The following is a 19,058-nucleotide window of genomic DNA, read 5'->3' as shown; positions in this document are numbered from 1 at the left end:
GGTAGCGAACGGCCGGGGTGGACCGAGCCGCCCGTCAGCCCCGCTCGTCGCCGGCCGCGTGCCGGCCGGAGCCGGCGTCGGAGCCGGTCTCGGCGGCGTCGCCGCTGACGACCACACCCTCCTCGTTCACGACGGCGTCGGGGTCCAGCCGCTGCGGCTCGCGGGGCGCGCCACCGGGCTCGCAGGCCATCGGCGCGGACGACTCGGCGTCCGACGGCCGGCCGGTGGGCCAGGACGCCAGCGCAGGGTCGACCTCGTCGCGCTCGACGACATCCAGGATGTCGACCCGCGCGGCCGCGAAGTGGCACGCCACCCGGTGGGCCGAGAACTTCTCGTCCAACGGCGGTTCCACGTTCACGCACCACTCGCGCTGGGTGTTGCTCAGCGAGCTGGCGAACTTCTGGCAGCGGGTGCGGAAGCGGCAACCGCTCGGCGGGTTCACCGGGCTCGGCACGTCGCCGGTCAGCACGATGCGGGTCCGCTCGCGCTCCTTCACCGGGTCCGGCAGCGGGATCGCCGACATCAGCGCCTGCGTGTACGGGTGCGACGGCCGCGAGAAGAGCTCGTCGACATCGGCCGTCTCGACGACCTTGCCCAGGTACATGACGACGACGCGGTCGGCGATGTGCCGGATGACCGAGAGGTCGTGGGAGATGAACAGGTAGCTGAGGCCGAACTCCTGCTGCAGGTCCTCCAGCAGGTTGATGACGCCGGCCTGGATGGAGACGTCGAGTGCGGAGACCGGCTCGTCGAGCACGAGCAGCTTCGGCCGCAGCGCCAGGGCCCGGGCGATGCCGATGCGCTGCCGCTGGCCACCGGAGAACTCGTTGGAGTACCGCGCACCGTGCTCGGGGTTGAGGCCCACCTGGGCCATCAGCTCCTTGACGCGTGCCTTGCCCGCCTTCTCACCACGGTAGAGGCCGTGGATCTTCAGCGGCTCGGCGATCAGCTCGTGCACCGTCATGCGCGGGTCGAGCGAGGCGAACGGGTCCTGGAAGACGATCTGGACCTGCCGCCGCACCTCACGCAGCTGCGAGTTGGACAGATCGAAAAGATTCCGTCCCTGCCACTGGACCTCGCCGGCCGAGGCCTGCAGCAGGTTCAGCACCACCCGTCCGGTGGTGCTCTTGCCGCAGCCGGACTCGCCGACGATGCAGACCGTCTCGTTCTCGTGGATGTCGAACGAGACGTTGCAGACGGCGTGGACGTCGCCCACCTTGCGGCGGATCAGACCGGTGGAACGGATCGGGAAGTGCTTGGAGATCCCGCGCACGGACAGGACCGGCTCGCCCTTGTCCTTGCCGGACTTGACGAGGCTGGCAGTCGTCTCGCTCACTGCTCGACCCCCCGGTCGTCGAAGGTGGCGGTATCGACGATCGCGGCGTCGGCGACGACGGTCTCGGTGAAGATGTCCTCTGCCTCTACTTCCTTCAGACGCGAGCGGAAATGGCATGCCGCCGCGTGATCGCTCTGATCCACCGGCAGCAGCTCCGGCTCCTCGGTGTCACAGACCGCTTCGGCCATCGGGCAGCGAGGGGTGAACGGGCAGCCGGGCGGGAGATTGAGCAGGGAAGGCGGCGAGCCCTTGATCGGCGTGAGCCGCTGCCGCTCGGTCTGGTCGAGGCGCGGCAGGCTGCCCAAGAGGCCGAGCGTGTACGGCATGCGGGGGCGGTAGAAGACGTCCTCGGTGGTCCCCGTCTCGACCAGCTTGCCGGCGTACATCACGGCGATACGGTCCGCGTGCCCGGCGATGACGCCGAGGTCGTGGGTGATCATGATCAGCGCCGCACCGGTCTCGGCGCGCGCGGCCTCGAGGGCCTCGAGCACCTGCGCCTGCACGGTGACGTCCAGCGCGGTGGTGGGCTCGTCGGCGATGATGACGTCGGGGTTGTTGGCCATCGCGATGGCGATCACGATGCGCTGCCGCATGCCGCCGGAGAGCTCGTGCGGGTAGGAACGGATCCGCTGCTCGGGGAACGGGATGCCGACGACGCGGAGCAGCTCGATAGCCCGCTCGACGGCAGCCTCCTTGCTCACGTCGTTGTGGGCGCGCACCGCCTCGGCGATCTGGTAGCCGATCGAGTAGACCGGGTTCAGCGAGGTGAGCGGGTCCTGGAAGATCATCGCGATCTTGTTGCCGCGCAGGCTCGAATAGCCCTTCTCGTCCAGTCCCAGCAGCTCCTGGCCACGGAAGCGGACCGAGCCGGCCACCCGCGCCGACTTCGGCAGCAGGCCCATGACCGCCAGCGAGCTGACGGACTTGCCCGAACCGGACTCACCGACGATGCCGAGGGACTCCCCGGCGCGCACCGTGTACGTGACCGAACGGACCGCGTTGACCATACCGTCGTCGGTCGGGAAGGAGACGGTGAGGTTCTCCACCGTCAACAGGGCGTCGTCGGCCGCGGGCGCCTGGGCCTCGACGGCAACGGAGTTCTCGGAGTGGGTCATCGGCGCTGCCTTGTCTGCCGCGGGTCGAGCGCGTCTCGCAGGCCGTCGCCGATGAAGTTGACGCTCAGAACGATGAGGACGATGAACAGACCCGGGAAGTAGAAGAGCCACGGCCGGGTGTCGATGGAGTTGGTGCCGGCCTGCACCAGCAGGCCGAGTGAGGTCTGCGGCGGCTGGATGCCGAAGCCGACGAAGGAGAGCGCGGTCTCGGCGAGGATGCCGGTGGCGATCAGCAGCGTGGCGTTCACCAGCAGCACCGGGAAGGCGTTGGGCAGCAGGTGCCGGAGCATGATGCGCGTGTTGCTGGCGCCGAGGGCGCGCGACGCCTCGATGTACTCACGCTCACGCAGGCTCAGCACCGTGCTGCGGGTGACGCGGGCGACGTAGGGCGCCGAGGTGCCGCCGAGCACCAGGCCGATGATCCACCAGGTGCCGCCGAAGTTGTGGCCGAGTGCTGCGGCCAGCGCCAGGCCGGGGATGGTGAGGAACAGGTCGGCCAGGCGCATCAGCGTCGAGTCGGTGACGCCGCCGAAGAAGCCGGACACCGTTCCCCAGATCGCGCCGACCAGTGTCGCGATGAAGCCGATCAGCAGCGCGACCTTGATCGACTGGCCGGTCGCGACCATGATCACCGCGAGCTGGTCGATGCCCAGGTTGTCGGTGCCGAAGGGGTGCCGGCCGTCCGGTGGCGTGGACAGGTCGTTGGTCTGGAACGTGTAGTCGTAGGTCCACAGGTGCGGGCCGACGAAGGCGAAGAGGCACAGCAGGACGAAGACCACCAGGCTGGCGACGGCGACCCGGTGTCGCAGGAAGCGGCGCACCGCCATCTGCCACTGGTTGCGCTCCTTGACCCCGAAGTCGCGGTCGGTCTGCTTCGGCGCATCGACCGGCACGAGGTCCTCGGTGTCGCCGGGCTTGTCCAGGATCGGGCCGCGGGCCCCGGTCTCAGGCATTTCGGATCCTCGGGTCGAGCACGCCGTAGAGCAGGTCGGCGATGAGGTTGAAGAGGATGACGACCACGGCGGCGACGAGCAGCCACGCCAGCATCACGTTGAAGTCGTTGTTGCGCAGGGCGGTGAGGAAGACGAAGCCCATCCCGCGCCACTGGAAGACCGTCTCGGTGACGATGGCGCCGCCGAGCAGGGCGGCGATGTCCAGGGCGGTGACGGTGGTGAGTGGCACCAGCGCGGTGCGCAGCGCGTGCCGGACGAGCACCCGCCGCGGCGAGAGCCCCTTCGAGCGCGCCAGCCGCACGTAGTCGCTGTCCAGCACCTCGAGCATCGACGCCCGCGTGAAGCGGCTCCAGGCCGCGTAGCTGACGAGGCCGAGCACGAGCACGGGCAGGATGAGGTGGCCGAGGATGTCCTTGGTCGAGCCCCAGAAGGAGTTGTCGACGATGGGGATCGATCGTTCACCGATGGTGGCGAAGATCTGGTCGCCCGTGGACCGGTTGATCGAGATGCCGCCCTGCTTGAGCAGCGCGGCGAAGAAGACGGTGGGCATCGACAGGAAGAGGAAGCCGACCATCGTCACGGAGTAGTCGAGGAAGCTGTACTGCTTCACGGCGCTGAGCACACCGGTGATGACGGCGAGGATCAGCGCGATGATCACGGCGACCAGGACGAGGCGCAGGGTCACGAGCAGACCGTCGAAGACGAGCGTCCGGACGTTCTCGTTGCCCTGGACCTGCGGGCCGAAGTTGCCCCGCACGACGTTGCTGATCCAGTGCCAGTACTGCGACGGCCAGGACCTGTCGAGCCAGAGGCGGTGCGCCTCGGCGTCGATGATGCTCTGCGCCGGTCGCGGATTTCGCAGCTTCAGGTACTGCAACGGGTCCCCGGAGAACTTGACGAGGACGAACGTGAGGATCGTCGATGCGATCAGCACCGGGATCGAGATGAGCACTCTTCGGATCACGAAGATGAGCACGGAAGTTGTTCCCCCAGCGTGATGTGGTGCCCCCGGACCTGACGGCCCGGGGGCACCACGAGGAAGACGAAGCGATAGCTGACGATACGTCAGGACGTGACGCGGGTAACGCTACGCCCCGAATCAGCGGTTACTGCTTCACACCCCACTGCTGAACGTTGTACGGCGGGCCGACGCTCGTCGCGTTGTCACGCAGGTTGACGATGTCCTTCTTCGCGGCGAGGAAGGTCGGCTTCTGGAAGAGCGGAAGCACGTAGGCGTCCTTGGTCAGCGCCACGTCGGCCTGGTTGAGCAGCTCGTTGCGCTTCGTGGTGTCGGTGGCCTCGGAGGCCTGGCCGATGAGCTTCTCCACCGTCGGGTCGTCGTTCTTGCCGTAGTTGCCGCCGCCCTTGAGGGTCCAGATCTGCTGGGCACCGGTGGCGACGAACGGGGTGCTGACCCAGGCGAAGATGATCAGGTCGAAGTCACCCTTGTCCAGCGTGCCGCCGAGGTCGTCGGTCGGCGTGAGCTTGACGGTGACGCCGAGCTTGGCGAGCTGGGTCTGGATGATCTGGCAGGTCTGCTGCCGCAGCGTGTTGCCGCTGGTGAAGGTGCAGCGGATGCTGACTGCCTGACCCGACTTGTTCTTCAGCGACGAGCCGATGCCGGTGTAACCGGCGTCCTTGAGGATGGTCTTGGCGGCGTCGACGTCACCCGAGCCCTGCTTGGTCGACGTGGTGTTGTCCTCGTAGCCGGCCTGGCCGGGGACGAACATGTGGTTGCCCATCGGGCTCGCACCCGGCACGAACTGGCCGATGGTGCGGGCGATGATGTTCTTCTGGCTGATGGCCGTGAAGATCGCCGTCCGGAGCTTGACGTCGGAGAGGATCGAGCTCTTGGTGTTGAAGTCCAGGTGCTCCCAGTTCAGGCCCTTGCCCAGGTAGGTCTGCGCGTCCTGGATCTGGTTGGCCTGCTGCACGATGTCGGCGTTCGGCTGCGGGTAGATCGCCTGCACCTCGTTGTTCTCGAGGGCCGGGACCTCCTGCGTCTGGTCGGTGATGATGCGGAAGATCAGCTGGCTGAGCTTCGGCTTGTCCTGGCCGTACCACTTCGGGTTCGGGACCAGCGTGACCGAGGTGTTCACGTCCGCACTCTTGATGATGTACGGGCCGGCCGACCACGTCGGCTGCGTCTTGTCGAACCACTGGAACGACTGGTAGCGACCGGCCGGGGTGTCCCCGCCGTGCTTGGCCGCGATGTGCGCCGGGTAGAGGTTGCCGAACATGCTCTGCCAGTCGGAGTACGGCTTGTTCATGACGACGGTGACGGTCTTGCCGTTGTCACCGCTGGTCATCGACTTGATCTGGTCGTAGCCGCCGGTGCTGGCCGGGGTGCACTTGGGGCAGTGGTCCGCGCCGGTGTTGGCGGTGTCCCAGTAGTACTTGAAGTCGGCGAAATTGACGGGCGTGCCGTCGCTCCAGACCGCGTCGGGCTGGATCTTGTAGGTCAGGGTCTGCGTGCCACCGCTGACCGACGAGTCGGCCGAGACCATGAGGTCCTTGTTGAGGACCGGCTTGAAGTCGGGCGTCGCGGTGAAGGCGCCGGGGCTCAGCGCACCGACGACCTCGACGATGTCGAAGGTGTTGGTGTTCGAGCTGTTGACGTTCCAGCCCGTGATGGTCTTCTCGATCGTGTAGGTGAAGGTGCCACCGGACTTCGCGGTGCCGCTGTTGCAGTCGTTCGGCTTGGTGCCGCAGTCAGCGAACGCTCCGGTGCCCTTGGTGCCCGCGGACGAGTTCGTGCCGCTGTTGCTGCCAGTGCCGCCGTCGCCGCTGCCGCTACCGTCGCTGCTGCCGGTGCACGCAGTGGCACCGAGGGCGACGATCGCGAGCAACGACGCGACCACCTTCTTGCTGTGGACTATCACTGGTGAGTGACCTCCTGTTTCCCGGCACGGGACGATCTGTCCAACGGCCAACCGTGGAATGCAAGCCCGTGACAGGACGTGATCGCAACCCCCATCGCGGGGACCCTGACCGATCGTGACCAAATGTTGATACGGGCATTGCGGGTGTTAACGGCCTGAGAATCGGCGATCTGCGTAGAAGGGGAAATTAGTCCGGGTTGAGGTCACGGTGTGGGCAGCGACCTCGCCAATGATCACGACCTCGGCGCTGCCGGCCTCGACCACGCTGACGCCCTGCGGGTCGATGAGTGCCGATCCACCCGCGTAGTCCAGGGGATGCTTGCGGCCGGCGGTCCCGACGCGGTTCACCCCGAGCACGTAGGCCTGGTTCTCGATGGCCCGCGCGCGTAGCAGCGCCCGCCAGTGCTCGTGCCGTGGCTGCGGCCAGTTGGCGACCACGACGTAGAGGTCGGTGACGTCGGCCAGTGCCCAGAACTCGTCGGCGAAGCGCAGGTCGTAGCAGACGAAGAGGCTGACCCGGATCCCCTCGACGTCGACGGTGACGAAGTCACTGCCGGCCGCGTACTGCTCGTGCTCGCCGGCGTAGCTGAAGGGGTGGATCTTGGCGTAGCGCACCACCGACCCGTCCGGCCGGGCGAGCACCGCGTTGTTGCGGTAGGCGCCGTCCGCGCCCCGCTGGGCGATCGAGGCGAGCAGATGCACACCGTGCTCGGCCGCCTGCGCGAGGAGGAAGCCCTCGGTGGGGCCACCCTCGTCCTCGGCGATACGGTCTGGTCGCATCGAGAAGCCGGTCGCGAACATCTCGGTGAGGACGACCAGCCGGGCCCCGGCGGCGACGGCCCGCGCGATCAGCGGTCGGACGTGGTCCCTGGTCGCCGGAGCGTCCTCCCACTCGATGTCGTGCTGGACGGCGGCGACGGTCAGCACGGGACCCTCTGACGCGCTCACGGCGCCACCGCCCGCAGCCGCTCGATCGCGTCGGCCAGCACGGCCGGGCGCTTGCAGAAGGCGAACCGGACGTAGCCGTCGCCGCTCGTGCCGCCGGGACGCGCGTCGTAGAAGACGCTGGTCGGGATGGCGACCACGCCGGCCCGGTGCGGCAGCTCGCGGCACCAGCCGACGGCGCCGCGGCCGAGGTCGACGGTGGCGAAGTACGTCGCCTGCGGCCGGACGACGTCGAAGCCGAGGCTGGCGAGCCCGTCGCAGAGCAGGTCACGCTGCTGCTGCAGCGCGGCCCGGGGGGCGAGGTCCTCGGCACGGTCCAGGACCTGCGCGATCGCCGGTTGGAACGGCGCGCCGCTGACGTAGGTCAGGAATTGCTTGACGGTGCGGATCGCCGCCACCAGGGCCGGCGGGGCGCAGAGCCAGCCCACCTTCCAGCCGGTGACGCTGAAGGTCTTGCCGGCGCTGCTCACCGTCACGGTCCGCTCCCGCATGCCGGGCAGGGTCGCGATCGGCACGTGCCGCGCACCGTCGAAGACCAAGTGCTCGTACACCTCGTCGCTGATGACGATCAGGTCGTGCTCGATGGCCACCCGAGCCACGTGGGCCAACTCGTCCGGGCCGAGGACGGTGCCGGTCGGGTTGTGCGGGGTGTTGAGCAGGATCGCCTTGGTGGCCGGCGTGATCGCCGCGGCGAGGGCCTCGGGATCGAAGCCCCAGCCGTCGCCGTCGCGTTCGAAGCTCACCGTCCGGCGGGTCGCCCCGGCCAGCGCCACGCTCGCGGCGTACGAGTCGTAGTACGGCTCGAAGACGACCACCTCGTCGCCCGGCCCGGTCAGGGCCAGCACGGCGGCGGCCAGCGCCTCGGTGGCGCCGGAGGTGACGAGAACCTCGGTGTCGGGGTCGTAGTCCAGGCCGTAGCAGCGCTGCTGGTGGCGCGCGATCGCCTGCCGCAACGGCGGGATGCCGGGGCCGGGCGGGTACTGGTTCTGGCCGCCTCGCAGGGCCTCGACCGCCGCCTCCAGCAGCTCGGCCGGACCGTCGGTGTCGGGGAAGCCCTGGCCGAGGTTCACGCTGCCGGTCTCGACCGCCAGCGCCGACATCTCGGCGAAGATGGTCGTGCCGAATCCCCGCATGCGCTCGACGAGCGGCTGCTCTGCGTCCACGACTGCGACCCTATGCCCCCGCGCGCGTGCCACGCCTTGATCGCCGCCCGGCACCCCGTTTGCACCCCGGGGCGTCGCTATTCCCGCCTGGCACCGACGCGATAGCGACGCTGCGAGATGCACACCGGCGTAGCACGAGAGCAGACCCGAGCGTGCGTGGTCGCCGTGCCCGGGGATGACACCCCGAACTGTGGACGCACGCCCGCAGCACCCGCACCCACTCCGTCAGCGTCGGGACATGAGCACTCCCTCACACCGCCGCCCCTCCCGTCATCCGCCGCGCGTCGACGCCCCACCCGTCCCGGCTTCTGGACGCCGGCTCGCCGTCGGCGGGTGGACGCCATCCGGTGTACGCCACGCGGTGAATCGCGGGGACATCGTCCGGCTGCGCCGCGACGTCTTCACCGTGGCCGCGCCCTCGGACTCAGCCCACCCCCCGCCGTGGCAGCGACGCCGCGACGAACTGCTGCGCGACGCCCGTGCCGCGGCGGTGTCGTCCCCGAGATCGGTGGTGAGCCACGTCGCGGCGGCCGTGCGGCAAGACCTTCCGACGCTGTGGGTGCCGGAACGGCCATGCCTCACCGTTCCCGCCGGAACTGCGCTGCGGCGGGTGGTCGGTGCCCACCTGCATCGAGCCACCCTGACGCCCGACGACGTCGTCCTCGTCGGCGACGACCTCATCACCTCACCGGCGCGCACGGTGATGGACGTTGCGCGAGAATGTGGGACCGAGGCTGCGGCGGTTGCGGGCGACGCCGCGTTGCACAACGGCCTCGTGACCGTCGCGGAGCTACGGGACTGCTTCGAGCAGTGCTCCCGCTGGCCAGGACGCCGCGCAGCGCGACTGGCCCTGGTGTCGATGGACGCCCGCAGCGAGTCCGCGTTGGAGACGCTCAGCAGATTGCGCATGACGGCGCTCCGGCTGCCTGCGCCAGAACTGCAGACGACGCTGTACGACCGAGGCACCGGGGCCTTCCTCGGCCGGCCGGACTTCTACTGGGACGGCTTTGGGGTCGCAGGAGAGGCCGACGGCGATCTCAAGTACCGCGACGAGGCCGACATCATCGCCGAGCGACGGCGGCAGCAGCGGCTCGAGGAGGCCGGGCTCGTGGTCGTCCGGTGGGGCGTGCGCGACCTGCGCCGATTCGACAGCACGGCGGCACGACTGCGCACTGCGTTCGGACGGGGTGCAGCACCCGGATCGCGACTGCGACGCTGGCGTGCCGTCCCCTGTTTGCACCCCGCAGTGCCGCTATCGGGACCGCATGAGCGGCGTTAGGCGCGCCGCGAGGTGCAAACCGGGATCAGGAGCAACGTTAGGCGCGCCGCGAGGTGCAAACCGGGATCAGGAGCGGGACTTGGACTGCGAGCGCAGCTTGGCGCGGTCCTGCTGGCTCAGCGCCACCTTGCGGATGCGGACGGTGGCGGGCGTGACCTCGACGCACTCGTCGTCGCGGCAGAATTCCAGCGCCTGCTCCAGGGACAGCACCCGGTGCGGGATCAGCGGCACCAGCACGTCACCGGTGGAGGTGCGCATGTTGGTGAGCTTCTTCTCCTTCGTCGGGTTGACGTCCATGTCGTCGGCGCGGGAGTTCTCGCCGACGATCATGCCCTCGTAGGCGTCGGTACCGGGACCGACGAACATCGTGCCGCGCTCCTGCAGGTTGGCCAGCGCGAAGCCGGTCGTGGTGCCGCGCCGGTCGCAGACCAGCGAGCCGGACGGCCGGGTGCGGATGTCACCGGCCCACGGCTCGTAGCTGTCGTGGATGTGGTGCAGCAGTCCGGTGCCGCGAGTCTCGGTGAGGAACTCGGTGCGGAAGCCGATGAGACCCCGCGCCGGCACCAGGTACTCCATCCGAATCCAGCCGGTGCCGTGGTCGACCATCTGCTCGAGCCGGCCCTTGCGCAGCGCCAGCAGCTGGATGACCACACCCTGGTAGTCGGAAGGGATGTCGATGGTGAGCCGCTCGACGGGCTCGTGGATCTTGCCGTCGATGGTGCGCGTCACGACCTGCGGCTTGCCGACGGTGATCTCGAAGCCCTCACGCCGCATGATCTCGACGAGGATGGCCAGCGCCAGCTCACCGCGACCCTGGACCTCCCAGGTGTCGGGACGCTCGGTGGGCAGCACCCGGATCGAGACGTTGCCGACCAGCTCGGCGTCCAGGCGGTCCTTCACCTGCCGCGCCGTGAGCTTCTTGCCCGACTGACCGGCCAGCGGCGAGGTGTTGATGCCGATGGTCATCGAGATGGACGGCTCGTCGATGGTGATCACCGGCAGCGGGCGCGGGTCGTCCACGTCGGCCAGCGTCTCGCCGATGGTGATCTCCGGGATGCCGGCGATGGCGATGATGTCACCGGGGCCGGCCGATTCGGCCGGACGGCGCTCGAGGGCGTGCGTCAGCAGCAGCTCGGTGATCTTGACCCGCTCGACGCTGCCGTCGGCGCGGCACCACGCGACCTGCTGGCCCTTCTTGATCGTCCCGTTGTGCACGCGGCACAACGCGAGCCGACCGAGGTACGGCGAGGCGTCGAGGTTGGTGACGTGGGCCTGCAGCGGCGCCTCCTCGTCGAAGGTCGGTGCCGGAATGTGCTCCAAGAGCGCCTCGAAGAACGGCAGCAGGTTCTCGTTGTCGGGCATCTCGCCGTTGCCGGGGCGGTTCAGCGACGCGCGGCCGGCCTTGCCGGAGGCGTAGACGATCGGGAAGTCGATCTGGTCCTCGTCGGCGTCGAGGTCCAGGAAGAGCTCGTAGGTGTCGTCCACGACCTCGCCGATGCGGGCGTCGGGACGGTCCACCTTGTTGATCACCAGGATGACGGGCAGCCGCGCCTCGAGCGCCTTGCGCAGCACGAAGCGGGTCTGCGGCAACGGACCCTCCGAGGCGTCCACCAGCAGCACCACGCCGTCCACCATGGACAGCCCGCGCTCGACCTCGCCACCGAAGTCGGCGTGGCCGGGGGTGTCGATGATGTTGATCGTCACCTTCTCGCCCTTCGGCGAGGTGAAGTCGACCGCGGTGTTCTTCGCGAGGATGGTGATGCCCTTCTCGCGCTCGAGGTCGTTGCTGTCCATCACCCGCTCGTTGACGTCGCCGCTCTCGGCCTGGTGCGCGGTGAAGGCACCCTGCTGCCAGAGCATTGCGTCGACGAGGGTGGTCTTGCCGTGGTCGACGTGCGCGACGATCGCGACGTTTCGAAGATCCTGACGCTGGGCCATGTCGGCGATTCTCCCGTGTGCTGTGTCGGCGTGAGGTGTCAGTGGGCGCTATGGGCTCAGTGAGCTCGGCGCTCGCGGCGCGGGCGACGCTCGCCGCGGCTCTGCGCGGGCTTGGGCTGGTCGGAGCGATTCGGCTTGCGGGGCGCCCGCTTGCCTGCCGGACGCGACGATCCCTTCGCCGGGCCCTGCGGCTGCTTCGGTGCTCGCGGGATGGCGACGCCACTCGGCTGACGCGCCCCGGTGACCTCCACGACGTAGGCGTCGGTGGCCGTGACGTCCCGCTCCTCGGGGCGGATGCCGGCGGCCTGCAGCATCTTGCGGGTGTCCCGCGAGGTCTCCGGTGTGGCGAGCAGCACCACAGTGCCGGACTCCCCCGCTCGTGCCGTGCGGCCCGAGCGGTGCAGGTAGTCCTTGGGGTCGGCCGGCGCGTCGACGTGCAGGACGAGCGAGACGTCGTCGACGTGGATGCCGCGGGCCGCGACGTCGGTGGCGATCAGCACCGGCACCGAGCCGTCCTTGAAGGCGTCGAGCGCCTTCGTGCGCTGCCCCTGGGTGCGGCCACCGTGCAGCACGCCGGCGTTGACACCGATGCGGCCCAGGTTGCGGACCATGCGGTCGGCGCCGTGCTTGGTGCGGACGAAGGCGATGGTGCGGCCCTCACGACCCAGGACCGCTGCGGCCACGTCGAACTTCGCCTCGTTCGTGGTGCGGAAGACGTGGTGGGTCATGGTGTCGACCTGCGTCTCGGCCGGGCGCACCGCGTGGGCGGCGGGGTCGGTGAGGTAGCGGTCGACGAGCAGGCCGACATCACCGTCCAGCGTCGCGGAGAAGAGCAGCCGCTGGCCGCCCGGCGCGGTCTGGTCGAGCAGGCGGCGGACGACGGGCAGGAAGCCGAGGTCGGCCATGTGGTCGGCCTCGTCCAGCACGCAGATCTCGACATCGGCGAGATCGCACGCGCGACGGGCGATGAGGTCCTCGAGGCGGCCGGGGGTGGCGACGAGCAGGTCGACGCCACGCTCCAGCGAGGCCACCTGCTTGTTGATCGGCAGGCCACCGGCGACGAGTCGCACCGAGACACCGAGCGACGAGCCCAGCGGGGCCAGCGCGTCGGTCACCTGCATGGCGAGCTCGCGCGTGGGCACGAGCACCAGGCCCCGCGGCCGGCGCGGGGCGGTGTAGCCCTCGGCGAGGCGGGCGAGCAGCGGCAGGCCGAAGCCGAGCGTCTTGCCCGAACCGGTGGCGGCCCGGCCGAGGACGTCACGCCCGGCGAGGGCGTCGGGGATGGTGGCGGCCTGGATGGGGAAGGGCGCGGCGATACCGGCGCGCTGCAGCGCCTTCACGACCGGCGCCGGCAGACCGAGCTCGGCGAAGGAGGGCAGGTTCTCGGTGGCGGCGACGCGGATGTCGAGCGCGTCCCAACCCGACGGGGCGGGGCGGGCGGCCGGCTGCTGCGGCCGGCGGTTGCGCTGCGGACGGCTCTGCTGGGGACGGTTCTGCTGGGGGCGACGGGGACGACCACCCTGCGAACGGTCGGCGGGGGAACGGCGCGCGGCAGCGCCACGGGTTTCGGGGCTGGACAAGACAAATCCTTCAAGATCGGTGGCACGTCCCGACCTGAAAGCCTGACGAGCCCGACGCTGCGCGGCACGAGTGGGCCGGGCGTCGATGGTGGAGCTTGGGTTGCGCAGGCATGGGTGCCCGCAAGCTGTGCGTCCAGTCTAGCGGCGAATCGCCGCTCCGATGACCAGGTCCCCGCCGTGGCTACCTACTGGGTGGAGTCGGTCCCGCTACAAGAACGGCAGCAGCGGCGGGAACACCGCGACGAGGCCCCCGTAGACCGTGACCAGCGCGAGGAACGCGGCGCCCACCTTGCTGGCGACGTTCTTGTCCTCGGTGCCGTGCAGCCAGCGCGCAGCCGCGACATCGCTCCGGAATCGCAGATCGGAGAGGACACGAGCTTCGTAGCTGTCGGCTCGCCGGGACCAGGCGAGCCTTCTGGCATCCTTCGCGCTCGCGATGCGCGCCTGCAGAAGACTGTCGCGCAGGTGGTAGCGAACCCGTCGCACGGAGCGAATGGAATAGCTCGATGACAGCAGCGAGAGGAAGATGATGAGCGCGAGGATCCAGTTCCACATTCCAGTGGCCGATGTGTCTCGACAGAGATAGACGATGGCGACGAATACGCTGGTGAAGACCACCATTCCGGCGTATTTGAAAGCCTCGAGGATCGTGAGCGGACGCATTCCGTGGTCGCTGCGCTCCAACACCTTCAGCCCCGTCAGGTCGAGGCTCGGCCGCACTCGCGCCGACCTCATCTCCTGCACGAGCCGCACACTCGTCGCTTGATCGATGATCGCGTGAAAGGCTCCCACCATTCCCACCAGACACCAGCCGACAGCGCTGACCGGATGGTGCCGAGCGTCCGCCCACCACGTTCCGGCGAGTACATCGACGGAGTGACGGTCGTCAGGCAGGTGCTGGGTCTGTGCTATCGACTTGAAGAGCCACTGGAATCTCACGTCGACCAGGTAGTAGAAGGCGACGCCCAGCCCCACCACCACCACCGCTACGAAGGTCCGCCTGAAATACCACGGCAGTGAGCGGATCAGCGTAGCTCGGAGATCGACCTTCGCCTTGTCGGACAGCGGGGCCGGGAAAGAGTAGAGATCGGCGTTTGCCAAGGACCTCGGGAGGCGACGCAGATATCGGACGTAGACGACGTGGATGACGAGGGAGACGGTGATGGCGACGCCGAGCAGGAGGCTCGGCAGATCGAAGAAGAGCGTGACCTCCCGGCAGGTGGCAGCACGTTTCGGGCCTTCGCCCCCGCCCGCGTTCTTGAAGAGTCGGAGGGCATCCCCCGTCGTGCAGTTGTCCGCGTAGAGAGACCCCGTCGACGCAGCACTGACCAGAACGAGAACCAGCGGAGCGAGGGCCGCCGCCATCGAGACCCACAGTGACCATGAGCGACGCGCCAGGATGCGACGGTGACGATCTTGGTCCCGTCGCCAACCGTCTCGCCAGCGTCGCACCCGAACGAGGCGTCGAAGGGTGCCGGCGCGATTCGCCCCGGTCACGAGGCGACGACCGCCGAGAATCGCACGTTAGGCAACTGCGTGGTCGCGCACACTGAGTACATGTCGCCCCCCCGACCGAAAAATGCCGCTTCGACGCCTCCGACGTGCTTATGACAACGAATCGAAGATGATGTGCGCGACCTCAAATGGTCGTTCGATCAACGCGAAGTGGCCACAATCCGCCAGGACTGAGGTCGTCATGTTAGACAGGCTTCTTTCCACGCGCAATCTGTCCGCGGCCGGTACCAGCGTGTCCGAGTCACCGAAGACGGCAGATACGGGAACGCAAATACGCCCCCACCTCGCAATAGCGTCATAACCGACACCATTTTTCGCGGCAAGCACGAACGAGCGGGGGCGCAAGCCGGAGACCAGGCCGGCGAGAAAGCGACTGGGAAGTTGATCTGCGTGCGCGGCGCCCCGCGACAGGGCCCTTGCAAGCAGTCCCGACCGCTCCAGCAGATGCATCAATGCGCCGGAGGCAGGTCCGGTACGGGCGAGCGCATTCATCGCCTGATAAGCAATGGCCGTCGCCGGCGCCTCCCGCCAGACTCGAAGGGGCGCCTGTACGGTCCGCAGGACCGACAGGTAGGTCCCTGCGAACACCGTCAGTCCGGCAAGCCGCTCAGGCTTACGACTTGCCGCATCCAGGCCCAGGAACCCACCCATCGAGTGTCCGATCAGCGAGATGCGCTTCCAGTCCCGTTCGATGGCCAGCTCGAAAAGACTCGCGGCGACGTCCTCGGCGCGCAATTGTCCGGTCACGTTCTCCGACCGCCCGAAACCCGGGAGATCAACCAGACACTTGGGTCCAAGATCAAGACCCAGAGCCGTGGCGGCTTGCAGGACGGGCGTCCATGCAGACCAGGCCCCCCCGACACCGTGCAGATACAAGGAGACAGAGTCAGACCCATCTGGCGCGTCCGTCACCAGGAATTGCCGACCGAAGCGGTTGTGAACCGTCTGCGCACGAAGCCCGAAGCGTTCCGGACAGTCGTCGATGTCGAAGGGGGCGTAGGGCTCAACCACGGCAACGTCCTCTCGGTGGCTGCGGAGCTTGACAGCCTCGACCTCCGCGCGGCTCACTCTGGCAGACGACCGACCATCGAGAAAGGTCGAGCAGGCTCGGTCGGCCCACTGCGATCGGGCTGCGCCCTCAACCGCGACGTCGTCACTCGGGAGCGCGAGCAAGCTCGCCCTCCGCTCGCTCCTAGTCGCGGTCCTGCCAGGTGCAGATGCAGATCTCGTTGCCCTCGACGTCGGCGAGGATCCAGAACGAGCGGGCCCGGTCGTCGCTGACGAGCACTCCCCCGGCGGCCAGCGCGGCGTCGAGTCGCCCCGGCGCCTCGTCGTGCGGGACGGCAATGTCGAGGTGGATGCGGTTTCGCTGCGGGCGGGGCTCGTCCATCTGCTGGAACCAGACGGCGGGGCCCTGGCCGAGCGGGTCCGTCACGGCCGCGTCGTCCTCGTCGTTGCCCGGCTCGTCGCCGTAACCGAGGACGGCGCGCCAGAACGGCCGGATCGCGGCGATGTCCATGGCGTCGATGGCGATCTCGAGCAGTTGCACGCTCCTGCCCGCCGCGCCGACCATCGGGGTCAGATCGTGGCCCTCCGGCGCGAGGGCGTCACGGATTGCCGTCGCCGTCTCGACGTCACGCCCGGTGAGTCGGCCGGGAACGCCCAGGGCCAGCTCCACCCGGTCTTGCCGCAGGTCGACGCTGAGGCAATCCTCGGCGTTCGTGCCGCAGGCTGCGACGGCGATAGCGGCGACGTCGACCGCCTCGGCAAGCGACTCCACCGCGACGGCCGCCTGGAAGCGCCCCAGGACAAGCCGCCATCCGAGGTCCGCGACGGCGGTCGAGGCGGCCGGGCGGCTCAGCGGAGTCACTTGGCCAGTTCCGGGGCGGCCTCGGCCGGGGCGAGGTCGACCGACCACTTCTCCTCGATACGGCCGTACTTCCAGACCAGCAGCGCGACCGCCCACGCCACCACGAAGAGACCGACGATCGCGTACCCGGCGTAGTCCAGCGGAATGTCGGCAATCACTCGCAGCGGCCCGGACTCGATGCCGGTCCGGTCTGCGAGGACGCCGATGAGCTCGATGGTGCCGATGACCAGCGCCACCAGCACCGACAGCGCCGTGATGGTGATGTTGTAGAAGACCTTGCGCACCGGCTTCATGAAGGCCCAGCCGTAGGCCGCGTTCATGAAGACGCCGTCGATCGCGTCGAGCAGGCTCATCCCGGCGGCGAAGAGCACCGGCAGCACGAGGATCGCGTAGAAGGGCATCCCGGTCACGGCAGCCACGCCTCCGGCGATGATCAACAACCCCACCTCGGTGGCGGTGTCGAAACCGAGGCCGAAGAGCACGCCGATCGGGTAGATGTGCCACGGCTTGCGCACCGATTTGGTAAGCCCGCCGAGCAGGCGGTTCATGAAACCGCGCTTGTTGAGGTGCTCCTCGAGTTCCAGCTCGCTGTAGTCGCCGGTGCGCATGCGCCGGAAGACCTTCACGATGCCGATCAGCACGACCAGGTTCAGCACGCCGAGGATCCAGAGGAAGGTGCCGGAGACCGAGGCGCCGATCACGCCGGTGACCGTCCGCAGACCGGACCCCCCGTTTTCAACCGAGGGGATGAGTGACTTGACGCCCAGGGCGAGCAGGAAGGCGAGCCCGAACACCACCGTCGAATGGCCGAGAGAGAACCAGAAGCCGACCGACAGCGGCTTGCGCACCGGCCGACCCATCGCCTCGCGCTCGACGTTGTCGGCCATCAGCTTGCGGGTGGTGTTGTCGATGGCGGCGATGTGGTCTGCGTCGAAGGCGTGCCGCAGCCCCAGCGTGTAGGCAAGTAGTCCGACACCGACGGAGAACACCGGGTGATCGCCGCCGAGTTGGAAGTGCCGCGGGACGACGAGCCCGAAGAGCACCCCGAAGCCGATGACGTGCAGCGACACGACGACCGCCGCCATGCCCAGCAGCGAGCGCTTGTCCGCGACGGTCAGCGAGGTGCGGAAGCGGGACAGCATCGTGTCGCGGGGTGTCACCCCTCCGACGCTAGAGGTCGGACTGTGCAGTTGCAAAGTGTTCGCAGCAGAGCCCGCCCGCCCCTGTCGCTTACTGCGAGATGTTTGCAATACTCGCCGGGCAGCATGCAGGCGGCATGCGGGCCGGGACGCCTTCAGCGAGCCGCCGCAGACACCACCGCGGCCCGCGTCGACGACGATGTCGACGCGGGCCGCGGCGTATGTCCTCGCGGACGGGTCAGACGTTCACACCGAAGTCGCGGGCGATGCCCACCAGGCCGGACGAGTAGCCCTGGCCGACGGCGCGGAACTTCCACTCGCTGTTGTTGCGGTACAGCTCACCGAAGATCATCGCCGTCTCGTTCGAGGCGTCCTCGGTGAGGTCGTAGCGGGCCACCTCGCCGTTGTTGGCCTCGTCCACGATGCGGATGAAGGCGTTGCGCACCTGGCCGAAGCCCTGCCGCCGCGCCTCGCCCTCGTAGATGGTGACCGGGAAGACGATCTTGTCCACCTCGGCCGGGACGGCGGGGAGGTTGACCTTAATGGCCTCGTCGTCGCCGTCCCCCTCGCCGGTGAGGTTGTCGCCGGTGTGCTGCACCGAGCCCTCGGGCGAGGCGAGGTTGTTGAAGAAGACGAAGTGCTTGTCGCTGACGACCTTGCCGTTGGCGTCGAGCAGGATCGCCGAGGCGTCCAAGTCGAAGTCGTCACCGGTCGTGGTGCGGGCGTCCCACCCGAGGCCGACGAGCACGTTGGTCATGCCCGGCGCCTCCTTGGTGAGAGAGACATTGCCGCCCTTGCTGAGGCTGACGCCCATGATGATCTTCCTTTCGCTTTCGGGGGTTGGGGTGGGTCAGAGATCGAACTCGGCCGGCGCGATGCCGACCGCGAAGCAGGCTTCCTTGACGACCTTGCGCTCGTCGGCGTCGAAGGTGCCGTCGGCGCCACCGATGATCAGCCCGATGGAGATGACGGCGCGGGCCTGATCGGGCTTGGACTTCAGCTTCGCGATGGCTCCGATCGCCTCGACCTTGCCGAAGTCGAAGTCGCGGGCGAGCTTGTCGCAGTAACCGTCGAACTTGGTTCGCAGGTCGTCCGGTGCGAAGACCGACAGGGTGTCGTTGCTGGCGATCAGCGACGCCGTCTTCTGACGCTCGGTGGCGTCCACCGTGCCGTCGGCCGCGGCGACGAGAGCGCAGATCGCCATGCTGGCGTCGGCGAACTCCCGGCTTTTGAACTGGTCCTTCTTGGTGGTCAGCTGCTCGCTCAGCGCCTGCGTACGGCTCTTGAGCTGGTCGAAGAACGGCATCGGATGTCCTTTCCGAAGTGGTGGGCGGGTGTGCGGA

General features: G+C 68.5%; 16 protein-coding genes. 1 reads left to right on the top strand and 15 read right to left on the bottom strand.

Annotated features, from left to right (window positions below):
• Positions 1–34: 34 nt before the first annotated feature.
• The 7 genes from AC0NZQ_RS12270 to AC0NZQ_RS12240 form a co-directional block, all read right to left on the bottom strand.
• The gene (locus AC0NZQ_RS12270; RefSeq protein WP_474530125.1) at positions 35–1,336 is read right to left on the bottom strand and encodes an ABC transporter ATP-binding protein; all 1,302 of its coding nucleotides are present in this window, start codon (positions 1,334–1,336) and stop codon (positions 35–37) included.
• Positions 1,333–2,451, bottom strand: a complete 1,119-nt coding sequence (locus AC0NZQ_RS12265; RefSeq protein ID WP_474530124.1) for an ABC transporter ATP-binding protein — start codon at positions 2,449–2,451, stop codon at positions 1,333–1,335. The genes AC0NZQ_RS12270 and AC0NZQ_RS12265 overlap by 4 nt, the downstream gene beginning before the upstream one ends.
• Positions 2,448–3,404 carry an ABC transporter permease gene (locus tag AC0NZQ_RS12260; RefSeq protein ID WP_474530123.1) on the bottom strand — a complete coding sequence of 319 codons (957 nt, stop codon included), beginning with the start codon at positions 3,402–3,404 and terminating at the stop codon, positions 2,448–2,450. The genes AC0NZQ_RS12265 and AC0NZQ_RS12260 overlap by 4 nt, the downstream gene beginning before the upstream one ends.
• The gene (locus tag AC0NZQ_RS12255; protein WP_474530122.1) at positions 3,397–4,380 is read right to left on the bottom strand and encodes an ABC transporter permease; all 984 of its coding nucleotides are present in this window, start codon (positions 4,378–4,380) and stop codon (positions 3,397–3,399) included. The genes AC0NZQ_RS12260 and AC0NZQ_RS12255 overlap by 8 nt, the downstream gene beginning before the upstream one ends.
• A gap of 130 nt (positions 4,381–4,510) precedes the next feature.
• The gene (locus AC0NZQ_RS12250) at positions 4,511–6,286 is read right to left on the bottom strand and encodes an ABC transporter family substrate-binding protein (protein WP_474530121.1); all 1,776 of its coding nucleotides are present in this window, start codon (positions 6,284–6,286) and stop codon (positions 4,511–4,513) included.
• A 147-nt stretch (positions 6,287–6,433) separates the two neighbouring features.
• A complete protein-coding gene (locus AC0NZQ_RS12245) occupies positions 6,434–7,234 on the bottom strand; it encodes a nitrilase-related carbon-nitrogen hydrolase (protein WP_474530120.1) in 801 nt (266 codons plus the stop codon).
• Complete coding sequence (locus tag AC0NZQ_RS12240; RefSeq protein WP_474530118.1) at positions 7,231–8,394, bottom strand: pyridoxal phosphate-dependent aminotransferase; 1,164 nt, start codon at positions 8,392–8,394, stop codon at positions 7,231–7,233. The genes AC0NZQ_RS12245 and AC0NZQ_RS12240 overlap by 4 nt, the downstream gene beginning before the upstream one ends.
• 361 nt (positions 8,395–8,755) lie before the next feature.
• Here AC0NZQ_RS12240 and AC0NZQ_RS12235 point away from each other — a divergent pair, with 361 nt between their 5' ends.
• Positions 8,756–9,673: a hypothetical protein gene (locus AC0NZQ_RS12235; RefSeq protein ID WP_474530117.1), complete on the top strand. Its 918-nt coding sequence runs from the start codon at positions 8,756–8,758 to the stop codon at positions 9,671–9,673.
• 66 nt (positions 9,674–9,739) lie between these two features.
• Here AC0NZQ_RS12235 and typA read toward each other — a convergent pair whose 3' ends face one another.
• From typA to AC0NZQ_RS12195, 8 genes are all read right to left on the bottom strand, one after another.
• A complete protein-coding gene (gene typA, locus AC0NZQ_RS12230) occupies positions 9,740–11,611 on the bottom strand; it encodes a translational GTPase TypA (protein WP_474530116.1) in 1,872 nt (623 codons plus the stop codon).
• Between the two features lie 56 nt (positions 11,612–11,667).
• Positions 11,668–13,014, bottom strand: a complete 1,347-nt coding sequence (locus AC0NZQ_RS12225; RefSeq protein ID WP_474531383.1) for a DEAD/DEAH box helicase — start codon at positions 13,012–13,014, stop codon at positions 11,668–11,670.
• Positions 13,015–13,398: 384 nt separating this feature from the next.
• Positions 13,399–14,556: a hypothetical protein gene (locus tag AC0NZQ_RS12220; RefSeq protein ID WP_474530115.1), complete on the bottom strand. Its 1,158-nt coding sequence runs from the start codon at positions 14,554–14,556 to the stop codon at positions 13,399–13,401.
• 240 nt (positions 14,557–14,796) lie between these two features.
• On the bottom strand, positions 14,797–15,717 hold the full coding sequence (locus AC0NZQ_RS12215; protein ID WP_474530114.1) for an alpha/beta fold hydrolase: 921 nt from the start codon (positions 15,715–15,717) through the stop codon (positions 14,797–14,799).
• A gap of 181 nt (positions 15,718–15,898) precedes the next feature.
• Entirely contained in the window at positions 15,899–16,576 is a 678-nt protein-coding gene (locus AC0NZQ_RS12210) for a VOC family protein (RefSeq protein ID WP_474530113.1), read from the bottom strand.
• Positions 16,573–17,718, bottom strand: coding sequence for a Nickel transporter NicT (gene nicT, locus AC0NZQ_RS12205; RefSeq protein WP_474531382.1), 1,146 nt, complete (start codon positions 17,716–17,718; stop codon positions 16,573–16,575). The genes AC0NZQ_RS12210 and nicT overlap by 4 nt, the downstream gene beginning before the upstream one ends.
• Positions 17,719–17,953: 235 nt before the next feature.
• Complete coding sequence (locus AC0NZQ_RS12200; RefSeq protein ID WP_474530112.1) at positions 17,954–18,529, bottom strand: TerD family protein; 576 nt, start codon at positions 18,527–18,529, stop codon at positions 17,954–17,956.
• Positions 18,530–18,565: 36 nt separating this feature from the next.
• Positions 18,566–19,021 (bottom strand): tellurite resistance TerB family protein, encoded by a 456-nt coding sequence (locus AC0NZQ_RS12195; RefSeq protein ID WP_474530111.1) that lies wholly within the window; start codon positions 19,019–19,021, stop codon positions 18,566–18,568.
• Positions 19,022–19,058: the final 37 nt, after the last annotated feature.

The organism is Jatrophihabitans sp. sgz311053 (assembly GCF_056135305.1).
This window is presented reverse-complemented; position numbering and strand designations above follow the sequence as displayed.